Origin of the sequence: Streptococcus sp. HMSC066F10, assembly GCF_001813805.1 — a bacterium.
In the GTDB taxonomy this organism is placed as follows: Bacteria; Bacillota; Bacilli; order Lactobacillales; family Streptococcaceae; genus Streptococcus; species Streptococcus vaginalis.
In genome coordinates, this window is sequence record NZ_KV813962.1 from 36,094 (window position 1) to 47,854 (window position 11,761).

10 protein-coding genes and 2 pseudogenes are annotated in these 11,761 nt (G+C 40.5%); 5 read left to right on the forward strand and 7 right to left on the reverse strand.

Going from position 1 to position 11,761, the window contains the following annotated elements; translation table 11 throughout:
- Positions 1 to 31: 31 nt before the first annotated feature.
- Together HMPREF2933_RS03475 and HMPREF2933_RS10550 are read right to left on the reverse strand one after the other, a co-directional pair.
- Complete coding sequence (locus tag HMPREF2933_RS03475; RefSeq protein WP_024052334.1) at positions 32 to 589, reverse strand: GNAT family N-acetyltransferase; 558 nt, start codon at positions 587 to 589, stop codon at positions 32 to 34.
- Positions 590 to 711: 122 nt separating this feature from the next.
- Positions 712 to 982 (reverse strand): annotated as a pseudogene (locus tag HMPREF2933_RS10550) (alcohol dehydrogenase); the annotation flags it as partial.
- 287 nt (positions 983 to 1,269) lie between these two features.
- On the opposite strand from HMPREF2933_RS10550, the gene HMPREF2933_RS03485 reads away from it, so the two are divergent.
- The 4 genes from HMPREF2933_RS03485 to dusB all read left to right on the forward strand — a co-directional run bounded on the left by HMPREF2933_RS03485 (position 1,270) and on the right by dusB (position 5,428).
- Positions 1,270 to 2,088 (forward strand): coiled-coil domain-containing protein, encoded by an 819-nt coding sequence (locus tag HMPREF2933_RS03485; RefSeq protein ID WP_024052336.1) that lies wholly within the window; start codon positions 1,270 to 1,272, stop codon positions 2,086 to 2,088.
- A 17-nt stretch (positions 2,089 to 2,105) separates the two neighbouring features.
- Entirely contained in the window at positions 2,106 to 3,377 is a 1,272-nt protein-coding gene (locus HMPREF2933_RS03490; RefSeq protein WP_024052337.1) for a toxic anion resistance protein, read from the forward strand.
- Positions 3,378 to 3,597: 220 nt separating this feature from the next.
- A complete protein-coding gene (hslO, locus tag HMPREF2933_RS03495) occupies positions 3,598 to 4,470 on the forward strand; it encodes an Hsp33 family molecular chaperone HslO (protein ID WP_024052338.1) in 873 nt (290 codons plus the stop codon).
- On the forward strand, positions 4,457 to 5,428 hold the full coding sequence (dusB, locus tag HMPREF2933_RS03500) for a tRNA dihydrouridine synthase DusB (protein ID WP_024052339.1): 972 nt from the start codon (positions 4,457 to 4,459) through the stop codon (positions 5,426 to 5,428). The genes hslO and dusB overlap by 14 nt, the downstream gene beginning before the upstream one ends.
- 71 nt (positions 5,429 to 5,499) lie before the next feature.
- Here dusB and HMPREF2933_RS03505 read toward each other — a convergent pair.
- The 3 genes and pseudogenes from HMPREF2933_RS03505 to HMPREF2933_RS03515 all read right to left on the reverse strand — a co-directional run bounded on the left by HMPREF2933_RS03505 (position 5,500) and on the right by HMPREF2933_RS03515 (position 8,881).
- Positions 5,500 to 5,944 (reverse strand): annotated as a pseudogene (locus HMPREF2933_RS03505) (GNAT family N-acetyltransferase).
- A 42-nt stretch (positions 5,945 to 5,986) separates the two neighbouring features.
- On the reverse strand, positions 5,987 to 8,416 hold the full coding sequence (locus HMPREF2933_RS03510) for an ATP-dependent Clp protease ATP-binding subunit (RefSeq protein ID WP_024052341.1): 2,430 nt from the start codon (positions 8,414 to 8,416) through the stop codon (positions 5,987 to 5,989).
- A 3-nt stretch (positions 8,417 to 8,419) separates the two neighbouring features.
- Positions 8,420 to 8,881, reverse strand: a complete 462-nt coding sequence (locus HMPREF2933_RS03515; RefSeq protein WP_042754057.1) for a CtsR family transcriptional regulator — start codon at positions 8,879 to 8,881, stop codon at positions 8,420 to 8,422.
- Positions 8,882 to 9,140: 259 nt separating this feature from the next.
- On the opposite strand from HMPREF2933_RS03515, the gene HMPREF2933_RS03520 reads away from it, so the two are divergent.
- Positions 9,141 to 9,491 carry a hypothetical protein gene (locus HMPREF2933_RS03520; RefSeq protein ID WP_070242103.1) on the forward strand — a complete coding sequence of 117 codons (351 nt, stop codon included), beginning with the start codon at positions 9,141 to 9,143 and terminating at the stop codon, positions 9,489 to 9,491.
- Positions 9,492 to 9,577: 86 nt separating this feature from the next.
- Here HMPREF2933_RS03520 and tsf read toward each other — a convergent pair whose 3' ends face one another.
- Positions 9,578 to 10,621: a translation elongation factor Ts gene (tsf, locus tag HMPREF2933_RS03525; protein WP_070672494.1), complete on the reverse strand. Its 1,044-nt coding sequence runs from the start codon at positions 10,619 to 10,621 to the stop codon at positions 9,578 to 9,580.
- Between the two features lie 82 nt (positions 10,622 to 10,703).
- Complete coding sequence (rpsB, locus tag HMPREF2933_RS03530) at positions 10,704 to 11,486, reverse strand: 30S ribosomal protein S2 (RefSeq protein WP_003026510.1); 783 nt, start codon at positions 11,484 to 11,486, stop codon at positions 10,704 to 10,706.
- Between the last annotated feature and the right edge of the window lie 275 nt (positions 11,487 to 11,761).

Sequence of the window (11,761 nt, forward strand, 5' to 3'; positions counted from 1 at the left end):
AAAAATAGAAATATCTGCTAGAATTTCTCAGCTACTCCCAGTCTCTTCCATGACCATGCTTGATTTCAAATTCAAAATAACCGTCTTCTTGGATTTTTTTGAAAATATCACGGTAGGCTTCTTCATCAAAAAACGGTCCTTTATAAAGAATTTCAAAGCTTAAACCGTCGTATTCTAAGTAGGCATGCGAAGAGCGAAAGCCGTTTCGCTGGTAGAAATCCATACGAGCTTTTCGCTGTTCCAGATTATCACAAGGCTCGTCAAGGCGTTCTACCTCTAAAACCATGGTTCTTTGATAAAAATCCACCAACTTATCAATAATTTTGCCACCATAACCGTGGCTGCGTAAATGAGGCATGATCGCAAAAAAGCTAACATAAAAGGCTTTGTCATTGTAGACTGAAAAGGCAAAACCGACAAATTCATTCTCATCATAAAAGGCAAAGAAATGAGAAAATTCTCCATCTCCATAGCGTAGCAGCTCTGATAGCGGTGCACGCTCCTCCTCAGGAAAGGCTTCTATATTCAATTGCTCTACTTTTTCTAAATCTGGAAATTCAGCTGTAATAATCTGACTGGTTAAAGACATGACTTTCTCCCTTTTTAACTGCTTTTCTTTTATTTTATCAAAAATGAAGGTATTTGAGAACTATTGGACTAACATTCACAATCATAAAAGAGGCCGGATTCTACCAACCTCTTTCGGAACTCTTAATTCATCACAATCATCGCTTTAATCGTTTTTCTATCAGCCATGTTAGGCTTGGTCAATGTCTTCCAATTTGTAAGATTGAGTGAAAACTTTACCAGGATTGATTTGACCGTCTAGAATTGCTTTTAGCAAGATTTCTTTGTCATAAGTTGTACAAGAAGCCGGTCCGCTAGCCATTGCCAAATTGACCATCCAGTAGTCACCGATATTGATGTCCCCTGTATGAGGTACACCGACTCGTCCGACAACAGCACCTGGACGAGCAACTTCCTATACTTCCATTCTCCCCAGCTTCACAAAAACTGCTGCTTTCATCTTATTGTTCCTTTCTCTATTAAAAAGATGATGCTCCACATTCATCAAAAAGATAAAACATTTACACTTTTATTATATACCTTGGAGTGCACTCTAAGTCAAGAAATTTTTGAAAAATCTTATCAGTCCATGATTATTTTCAGCCAAACTTTTTATTAAAAATATCGTTCAGTTCCGTCTTTGATACTTTTTTATGCTAAAATAGACTTAGAAATTTCAGAAGAAACGGGATTAGATAATTTATGTCCAGAAGAGATTATAGAAATGTACGTTCTAGAAGATGGATTGGTATACTGCTTATTTTTATCGCAGTTGGTATTATTATGCAGTACCTCATCCCGATCCTCTTTGCTGTCGGGATAGGCTACGGAATTTACTACTATGCAACCCATCAGCCGAAAAAAATCACAAGACCTAACGCCAGTCAGCAAATTGAAGATTTGAAAGAGGAAATCGGTACCGCAGATAGTCGAATCAAACAATTAGATGCTTATCTGGAAGAAAGGGCTTATGAAAAATACCAACAGTTGGCTGAACAGCTCTTGCCTCAATTAAGCTATATCCAAGGTCGGACTGATACCTTGAGAAAACATATCTCACCTGAGATTTACCAGCGGATTCAACGGAAAGTGCAAGACGTAACAGCAGACATTCATGCTCAACTTTACAACCTCCGCACGCAAGATGCTGAGAGTACAAAGTCAAGCCTTGAAGAATTAGCACCAGAATTGCTCGAAACCATTCACAATATCCAAACCGACCATGAAGCTATTCTCAAGAAAATTTCTCAGTCAGAAAGCAACAACAAGGAAGAATTAACTGCGATCCATCAGTCTCAAATGGAGCATTATGAGGATATTTTGGAGGGCTACCTAAAAATCAAGACTTCCCCGAAAGATTTTTACAATGCCAAGGAACGGCTCTCCAGTGCCAAAGTGGCTATTGAGCAGTTTGATTTAGACTTGGATGAAACACTCCGTCAGCTCAACGAAGCTGACCTACGAGACTTTGATATCAGCTTGCGGATTTTAACTAAAAAAGAGACGAACACAGAACTATAACATCAAAAGGAGACCTTATGAGCCAAGAATTTAACTTCGACATTGACAAAATCGCTAACAATGCCATTACGAAAACGGATAAAACCACCGAGATTATTGAATCAACCAAAACCCAAGCAAATGGGCAGTTAACTTTTTTGGAAAAATTAACTCCTGAACAACAAAATGCTATCATAGCAAAAGCCCCTCAGTTGGTAGATAACTTTATTTCCGACCAAAATGCTCTTTTAGATTTTGGACAAGCCGCGGTCGAAGATGTTAATAACACTGTCAACCGTATTTTAGCCGAGCAAAAGAAACTTCAAATCCCACAAGTCGATGAATTGCTAAAAAACACTAATAAAGAGTTAAATGGTTTTGTTGCTAAGTACAAGGATGCTCAAATTGCAGAACTAGATAAAAAGCCAAATTTCTTAGAAAAACTCTTTAAACAAAGTAAGAATACCTTGCAAGAGTTCTATTTTGATTCACAAAATATCGAGCAAAAAATGGACGGAATGGCTGCTACTGTCGTCAAGCAAGAAGATGTACTCGCACGCAATATCGTTTCTGCTGAGATGTTGATCGAAGACAATACCAAATCCATTGAAAATCTAGTCGGTGTCATATCCTTTATTGAAGCCAGTCAAAGAGAAGCTAGTGCGCGTGCCTTGACTCTTCAAAATAAAGTGGCACAATTAGATACCGCCACTCTAGATTACCAAACCAAATCACAAGAATTGGCCCGCTTGACTGAAGTTGTCAATACATTGGAACAGCAACACACTGAATACATCAGCCGTCTGTATGTTGCTTGGGCCACTACCCCGCAAATGCGTAATCTCGTGAAGGTGTCTTCTGATATGCGCCAAAAGCTCGGCATGCTCCGTCGCAATACCATTCCGACCATGAAGCTCTCTATTGCTCAACTAGGCATTTTGCAACAATCAATGAAATCTGGTCAGGTAGCGGACGCCATTTCTAATGCCAACAATGCAGCGCTTCAAATGCTGGCTGAAACCAGCAAAGAAGTCATTCCACAAATGGAGAGAATCTCGCAAAATCCAACAATTGCAGTCGAATCTGTCACTAAGTTGGCTGAAAGCTTAGTCGCTCAAAACCAAGGTATTATCGAAGCCATTGACAAAGGACGGGAAAAACGCGCTCTCCTTGAAGCGACCGTTATCCAATCCGCTGAAACCATTAACGACTCTGTTAAACTACGCGACCAAAAGATTATCCAAGCTTTGCTAGATCAGGGAAAAGAAACTCAAAAAGAAGTGGATGAACGGACTACAAACGAAAACTAATGGACTGGAACAAGAGTTTAGGACAAAAGTTTCCTAAATTCTTATAATATACTATTTTTTCACCGAAACGAAATAGATGCTTGGTTGTTGTCATTCCTTGCTATGCAAAGAATGACAACAACCTCGTCAACTATGCGGGGTGGGACAACAAAATCAATTTCTTACGAAATACCGATTTTTGTCCCGCTCCCTTTTCTTTTTTTATGTTACAATAAAAGGTATGGACAAGATTATTAAAACTATTTCAGAAAACGGAGCTTTCCGAGCTTATGTACTGGACAGTACTGAAACCGTTCGGACAGCTCAAGAAAAACATCACACTCAGGCCAGCTCAACTGTAGCACTAGGTCGCACGCTCATTGCCAGTCAAATCCTTGCCGCAAACGAAAAAGGAGATACAAAAATCACCGTCAAAGTGCTAGGGACAAGCTCTCTCGGTGCTATTATCACCGTTGCAGATACAAAAGGTACTGTCAAAGGTTATGTGCAAAATCCCGGCGTAGACATTAAAAAAACCGCGACTGGCGAAGTGCTGGTCGGACCATTCGTTGGAAATGGCGAATTCCTCGTCATTACAGACTATGGAACTGGAAATCCTTATCATTCTATGACTCCGCTTGTGTCCGGTGAAATTGGCGAAGATTTGGCATTCTATCTAACAGAAAGCCAGCAAACTCCGTCAGCTGTCGGGTTGAATGTTCTACTAGATGCCAATGACAAGGTCAAGGTTGCTGGTGGCTTCCTCTTGCAAGTCCTTCCAGGTGCCAAAGAAGAAGAAATCACCCGCTTTGAAAAACGAATCCAAGAAATGCCTGCTATTTCAACACTTTTGGAATCTGAAAACCATATTGAAGCCTTGCTTTCAGCTATCTATGGCAACGATCCCTACAAACGCTTGTCAGAAGAAAAGCTCCGCTTCCAATGTGATTGCAGCAAAGAGCGGTTTTTAAATGCCCTCTCAAGCCTACCTAAGTCAGATCTTGAAGAAATGCGAGATGAAGACCACGGTGCTGAAATCACTTGCCAATTCTGCCAAAGCACGTATCATTTTGACGAGAAAGACTTGGAGGAACTCATTCGTGACAAATCTTAATACCGCTTTTTTGATTGGTGATGTAAAAATTCCCAACCGGACTGTTCTCGCTCCTATGGCAGGAGTGACCAATTCGGCTTTTCGGACAATTGCAAAAGAGCTGGGTGCAGGTCTTGTCGTCATGGAAATGGTTTCAGACAAGGGCATTCAATACAACAACGAAAAAACACTCCACATGCTGCATATTGACGAAGAAGAACATCCCGTTTCCATTCAGTTGTTTGGCAGTGACGAAGATAGTTTGGCGCGCGCAGCCGAATTTATCCAAGAAAATACCCAAACAGATATTGTGGACATCAATATGGGCTGTCCCGTCAATAAAATTGTTAAAAACGAAGCTGGGGCAAAATGGCTCAAAGATCCAGAAAAAATCTATTCTATTATCAATAAAGTTCGTTCTGTTCTAGATATTCCGTTGACTGTAAAAATGCGCACTGGTTGGTCGGACGCCTCACTAGCTGTGGAAAATGCACTGGCAGCTGAAGCTGCTGGTGTGTCAGCTCTTGCTATGCACGGACGCACACGCGAACAAATGTATACCGGTCACGCTGATCTTGAAACCCTCCACAATGTTGCGCAAGCCTTAACCAAGATTCCTTTTATTGCCAATGGCGATATTCGTACTGTCCAAGATGCTCAACAGCGTATAGAAGAAGTGGGGGCAGATGCTGTCATGATTGGGCGCGCTGCTATGGGCAATCCGTATCTTTTTCATCAGATTAACCACTATTTTGAAACAGGAGAAATCCTGCCTGATCTCAGCTTTGAGGATAAAATGCAAGTCGCTTACGATCATTTGAAACGTCTAATTGACCTCAAGGGCGAACATATCGCCATTAGAGAATTTCGTGGCTTAGCACCTCATTACCTCCGCGGAACGGCTGGCGCGGCCAAACTCCGCGGTGCCATTTCCCAAGCCAACAGCCTTGCGGAAATTGAAGAATTGCTACAAGTCTAAACATTAAAAGACACCAATCATCTGGAAAATTATTCCCAAATGGTTGGTGCTTTTTATTTAAAGAGTAATTTCTACCAGGTATCTATCCGAGTCATTTCAGTCCTCGCTTGATTGCGGTAAATAAGATCTTCTCGAACAGAGAAACCTAATTTCTCCCAAAACTGATTCCCCTCTTTATTTCTTTTAAAGACAACCAAGGCGACCTTATGAATTTTCAAATCATCTAAGACAGTTAAAACTGTCTCAACCAACTGCCGAGCAATCCCTCTCCTGCGATAGTTCGGATGAACAGCTGTATGATAGATTATAGGCTCTTCGTCCGTCCGAACCAACTAAAATCGCTCCGATAATCGTTTGATTTTCTACTGCCACCAGACAAGTTTGAGGATTTCTCTGCAAAAAACGAGCAATTCCCTCTTTTGAATCATCTAAATCATTCAATCCCATGCCTGCACATGATAACCACAATTGATAAACCTGATCATAATCCGTTTCTGTCATTTCACGAATGTTCATCTTTTAAGTCCTTATCTATCCCTAAATGTTTCAAGGAAAAACTCAGAGCACTTCAAACTTCAGCTGTCCAGTTTTGACACCGACTTTCAAACTTTGTCCCATCTGTAACTCACCAGCTAAAAGTAATTCGGATAAATGATCTTCTACCTGAGTTTGTAGAGTTCTGCGCAGTGGACGAGCTCCCATTTCAGGGTCATAACCCTCTTGAGCCAGAAGTTTCAAAGCACTAGGTTGGAATTTCAGTTCAATTCCTTTTTCAGCGAGACTGACAATGAGTGGCTTCACCATAATTTTTACCACTTCTTGCATGTCTTCGCTAGTCAGGCTATGGAAAACAACCTTTTCATCAATCCGATTGATAAATTCCGGACGATAACTTTTCTTGAGTTCTTCCATCATCCGTTTTTCCATGCTTTCATGATCAAAGCGGGCATCACGCGCTCCAAAACCGACCGTCTTATCATCCCGCAAACTTGTCGCACCAAGATTGCTAGTCATAATGATAATGGTATTGGAAAAATCCACCTTGCGTCCCTTACTGTCGGTCAGCACCCCGTCATCTAAGACTTGTAGAAGCACATTGAAAATATCAGGATGTGCTTTTTCTACCTCATCAAAGAGGAGTACAGAGTACGGACGATTGCGAACTTTTTCAGTTAATTCGCCCCCTTCTTCATAACCGACATAACCTGGAGGCGCTCCATTAAGTCGACTGGCAGCAAATTTCTCCATATATTCACTCATATCAAAACGAATCAATGCTGTTTCGTCATCAAAAAGAACTTCCGCTAAAGCCTTAGCCAGCTCAGTTTTTCCAACCCCAGTTGGACCCAAGAACATAAAGGAGCCAATTGGACGTTTGCTGGTGCGAATGCCGGATTGATTGCGCCGAATCGCTCGACTGATAGCAGAAATTGCTTCATTTTGCCCAATGACCCGTTTGTGCAGTTCCTTTTCTAAATGGAGGTATTTCTTCGCATCTGTTTGCGTCAACTTTTGCACAGGAATTCCCGATAAACCGCTGAGTGTTACCAAAATATCCTCGTCTTTAACCTTTAGTTTGTAGACAATTGGCTGACTTTCTTTTTCCAACAAAGTGCCAACCTTTTTCCAATCGCCTGCCATTAAAGCCTCGTCTGCTGCACTCAATTCTGTTTTTACATGATTTTGCGGACCTTTATTTTGTACCGTTGCGGCAGCTTCATCTAGCAAATCGATCGCCGAGTCAGGTAGATGTTTACTTGTTAGATAACGATGAGCATACTTAACAGCTGTCCCAATCGCTGAATCTGTAATCACCACTTTGTGGTGTTCTTCATAGCTTTTCTTGAGCCCCTGTAAAATCGCAATACTATCAGCTACCGTAGGCTCTTCAATAGTAACCTTGGCAAATCGCCGTGAAAGAGCCGCATCTTTTTCAATATATTTCTGGTACTCTTCTTGTGTCGTTGCGCCGACCGTTCTAAGTGTTCCTCTAGCCAAAGCTGGCTTGAGAATGTTCGCTGCATCTAATGTCGAATCAATCCCACTGCCAGAACCCATAATAGTATGAAGCTCATCAATAAAGAGAATCACATGCCCGTCTGCTTCAATATCATTGATAATATTGTTCATCCGCTCTTCAAAATCACCGCGAAAACGAGTCCCAGCTACCACATTCATCAAATCCAGCTCCAGAACTCTCATCTTTGCAAGCTCATTTGGAACTTGACCAGCTGCCACACGTTGCGCCAAACCAAGGGCTAATGCTGTCTTCCCAACTCCTGCATCTCCTACCAACACTGGATTATTTTTCGTCTTGCGACTTAAAATCTGAAGCATGCGAGAAATCTCTTTATCCCGCCCAATGACCGGTTCTAAAAGACCAGCACGAGCCATTTCGGTTAAATCACGGGTATAATCTTCTAGTCCACCACTGGTAGAAGGAGGCATCCCCATCATATTGACCATCGTTTGTTTCGCTGCAGCAGTATTTTTATTTAAGTGGCGAATAGCCTTTATATCTTCTTTACCCCAGCTAGCCTTATGCTCTAAGTTTTTCCGAAGATCGGTCATACGCAAAACGCCTTCTTTATCCTCATAGCTAAAGCCTGTAAATTCAAGGAGACGTGCCGCCAAACTTCCTCGGTCAAACAGCATAGCTAACAACACATGCTCTGTCCCAAGATTCTTAGCATGCACAACCTCTGCAATTCGCTCAGCTGTCAAAAACAACACTTTCGTACGATGAGAAAACGGCCAAATGGTAAAGCTTCCCTCTTGTTGATAAATCTTTCCTGTGATATGAAAGGCTGCTTTCTCAAAATCATCAATTTCAAGCGGATAATCATTTAAAACTGAACCCGCAACACTATAAGGATTATTCGCCATGGCAATCAACAAATGCCAAGACTCCAAATAATCCGTTTCAAAATGACTCGCTAACAGTTGTGCCGACTCAATACTTTCTGTCAAAGCTTTTGAATATTTCATATATTAGTTTTTCCCTTTTCTATCAACTTGTTGTAAAATTTTCTTTAACATCTGCGCACGAATCTGTGCAGCATTTACTCCCAATACCCTGTCTGTTGTCGTCGCTAAAAGAAGATTCCCTTCTCGTTCTGTCATGATTTTTTCATCAAACAATAACTGAATGATATCTGTAAAGACCTGTTGACTGATTTGCTCGCCAACGCTATGCAGTAAATCACAAAGCAGCTCATGATGATTAGAGAATTCAATCCGACCAATCCGAATGTAGCCGCCTCCACCACGCTTGCTTTCAACAACATAGCCACGACTTTCCGTAAAACGTGTCTTGATGACATAATTTATCTGACTTGGAACAACCTGAAAAACATCCGCAATTTCACTGCGCTTCAACTCTGCAATCCCAGCTTGAGCTAAAATTGCTTTGATGTATTCCTCAATACTGTCTGACGTATTCTTATGGCTCATGACAACCCTTTCTTCCAGTTCTTTCTTTTGCTCCATAAATGAGCAACTGACATTGACTATCTTTGACTAATATTATACCGAAAATCTCTTATTTTTGAAAGAAAAAGACCTAAATGAAAAACTGAAAAGTCTGATTATTCAAGCAAGTGAAAAAGCTTATAGAATAGGAATAATTAGAGTGTAAGCGCTTGCCTTTTAATTTTAAAGCGTTATAATATAGATGAAAATTTGACGATAATAATAAAAGGAGGCCAAATGAATGAAAATGGATTGGTTCAAATATACACGTCATGTACTGGTTTGGTTGGTTTCAACTTTATTCTTTTTTACAGTTATTTCTGCTGATTATGTGGATGTCCAAGTCGTCCCGTTAGTCATCTGCTTATTTGCTCCATTTTTATTTGAACCGTCTTCAATAAAACCTAAAACAAAATGGACAATTGATTTAGCCATCATTGCTGTAAGTGTCTGTGCTATTCTCTTTACACAAACATATCGAATCGCTTTTACCTACTCCGAAATTACCTATCTACTAATTTCTTTAATCGTTTTAATCTTTGTAGACTCTGTGATTTCTCACAAGGGATTCACGAAAAAAATTGTAAAATAATCGCAGACACTATTAGAAAAGGCTAGAGAGTTATATCAGCTCTCTAACCTTTTTATTTATGATTTAAACACTAACTATTGATTGCCTTAGTTTTGACCAAGTGCAGCAGCCATAGTTGCAGCTACTTCTGATTCAAAATCATTGGCAGCTTTTTCAATGCCGTCACCTACTTCAAAACGAGTGAAGCTTGCAATTGTCACACCTTGGCTTTCAAGAAATGCTTCAACAGTCTTGCTGTCGTCCATGATATAGACTTGCGCAAGTAATGTGTAAGCTTGGTCAACTTTTGTATTGTCCAGCATGAAGCGATCCATTTTACCAGGAATAATTTTGTCCCAGATTTTTTCTGGTTTACCTTCAGCTGCAAGACCAGCTTTGATGTCTTCTTCAGCTTGTGCAATCACTTCATCCGTCAATTGAAGTTTAGAACCAAATTTGTAGTGTGGAAGCGCTGGTTTACCAACCATTGCACGACTTTCGTTGTCTTGATCAATTTTGTGGTTCATTTGAGCCAATTCATCATGGATAAATTCTTCACTCAATTCTTTGTATGAAAGAACAGAAGGTTTCATAGCGGCAACGTGCATTGCCACGTGTTTTGCAAGATCTTCGTTACTGCCTGAAAGAACTGTGATAACACCGATACGTCCACCATTGTGTTGGTAAGCTCCAAATACTTGATCATCTGCTTTTTCAACAACTGCAAAACGACGGAATGAGATTTTTTCTCCGATTGTAGCAGTTGCACTAACATAAGCAGCTTCAAGTGTTTCACCTGAAGGCATTGTCAAAGCAAGAGCTTCTTCGTTGTTAGCTGGTTTGCCTTCTGCGATTACTTTAGCTGTTTCGTTTACCAATTCAACGAATTGAGCATTTTTTGCTACAAAGTCTGTTTCTGAGTTCACTTCAACGATAGCGGCAACATTGCCGTTTACATAGACACCAGTCAATCCTTCAGCAGCAACACGGTCTGCTTTTTTAGCAGCTTTTGCCATACCTTTTTCACGAAGCAATTCAATTGCTTTTTCGATATCGCCATCTACTTCTACAAGTGCTTTTTTAGCGTCCATGACACCAGCACCAGATTTTTCACGCAATTCTTTTACAAGCTTAGCTGTAATTTCTGCCATTTTGATCCTCCAATTAAGATATTACGGTTTTATTTAATAAAAAGGGGAGGGCTAGGCCCCGCCCCATAAGTTCGTTACTTGATTATTCGTTTGAGCCTTCGACAACTTCAACGATTTCTTCGATAGAATCTGCTTGTGAATCAGTTGCAGCTAATTCTGCTTCTACTGATTCAACGTTATCTTCACCTTGACGGCCTTCGATAATTGCATCAGCCATTTTCGCAGTGATTAACTTAACAGCACGAATAGCATCGTCGTTAGCTGGAATGATGACATCAATGTCATCTGGATCTGTATTTGTATCCACCATCGCTACAACTGGAATACCTAATTTCTTAGCTTCTTTAACAGCGATTTGTTCTTTATGTGGATCCACAACATACATCACATCTGGAATACGTGGCATTTCTTCGATACCACCCAAGAATTTTTCAAGACGAGCGCGTTGTTTGTTAAGAAGAGCGACTTCTTTTTTAGGAAGAACATCAAAAATTCCGTCTTCTTCCATACGTTTGATTTCTTTCAAACGAGCAACACGTTTTTGAATCGTTTCCCAGTTTGTAAGTGTTCCACCCAACCAACGGTGGTTGATATAGTATTGACCAGCACGTTCTGCTTCTTCTTTTACAGCATCAGCAGCTTGTTTTTTCGTACCAACAAACAAGATAACTGCATCGTTAGCAGCTGCGTCACGCATAAAGTCGTATGCTTGATCTGCAAATTTTACAGTTTGTTGCAAGTCGATAACGTGGATACCGTTACGTTCTGTGAAGATATACTTCGCCATCTTAGGGTTCCAGCGACGAGTTTGGTGACCAAAGTGTACACCAGCCTCAAGAAGTTGTTTCATTGAAATTACTGCCATGAGTAATATCTCCTTTATTGTTTTTTCCTCTCCCAGATTTCAACTCGCAAAACCACCCGTAGGCAACGGCTTCACAATTCATCTGAAATGAGTATTTGCCGATTACACGACATTTATTATCATATCAAAATTTCTTCCATTTTACAAGAGGGTTTCTGCTTTTTCATGCCAAATGCACGAAGAAAATCATTCGAAATTTATAACTTTTAAAAAAGGAAAGTCCTGACTTGTCTTAATCGCTATAGTCTTTTAAGTAGGCTCTTAATTCTCGAATC

Bases quoted from the DNA above. Each gene is read 5' to 3' on its own strand.
- HMPREF2933_RS03520 (WP_070242103.1), top strand. From the start codon at position 9,141: ATGAAAATGGATTGGTTCAAATATACACGTCATGTACTGGTTTGGTTG.
- HMPREF2933_RS03490 (WP_024052337.1), top strand. From the start codon at position 2,106: ATGAGCCAAGAATTTAACTTCGACATTGACAAAATCGCTAACAATGCC.
- HMPREF2933_RS03475 (WP_024052334.1), bottom strand. From the start codon at position 589: ATGTCTTTAACCAGTCAGATTATTACAGCTGAATTTCCAGATTTAGAA.
- HMPREF2933_RS03510 (WP_024052341.1), bottom strand. From the start codon at position 8,416: ATGAAATATTCAAAAGCTTTGACAGAAAGTATTGAGTCGGCACAACTG.
- HMPREF2933_RS03515 (WP_042754057.1), bottom strand. From the start codon at position 8,881: ATGAGCCATAAGAATACGTCAGACAGTATTGAGGAATACATCAAAGCA.
- hslO (WP_024052338.1), top strand. From the start codon at position 3,598: ATGGACAAGATTATTAAAACTATTTCAGAAAACGGAGCTTTCCGAGCT.
- rpsB (WP_003026510.1), bottom strand. From the start codon at position 11,486: ATGGCAGTAATTTCAATGAAACAACTTCTTGAGGCTGGTGTACACTTT.
- tsf (WP_070672494.1), bottom strand. From the start codon at position 10,621: ATGGCAGAAATTACAGCTAAGCTTGTAAAAGAATTGCGTGAAAAATCT.
- HMPREF2933_RS03485 (WP_024052336.1), top strand. From the start codon at position 1,270: ATGTCCAGAAGAGATTATAGAAATGTACGTTCTAGAAGATGGATTGGT.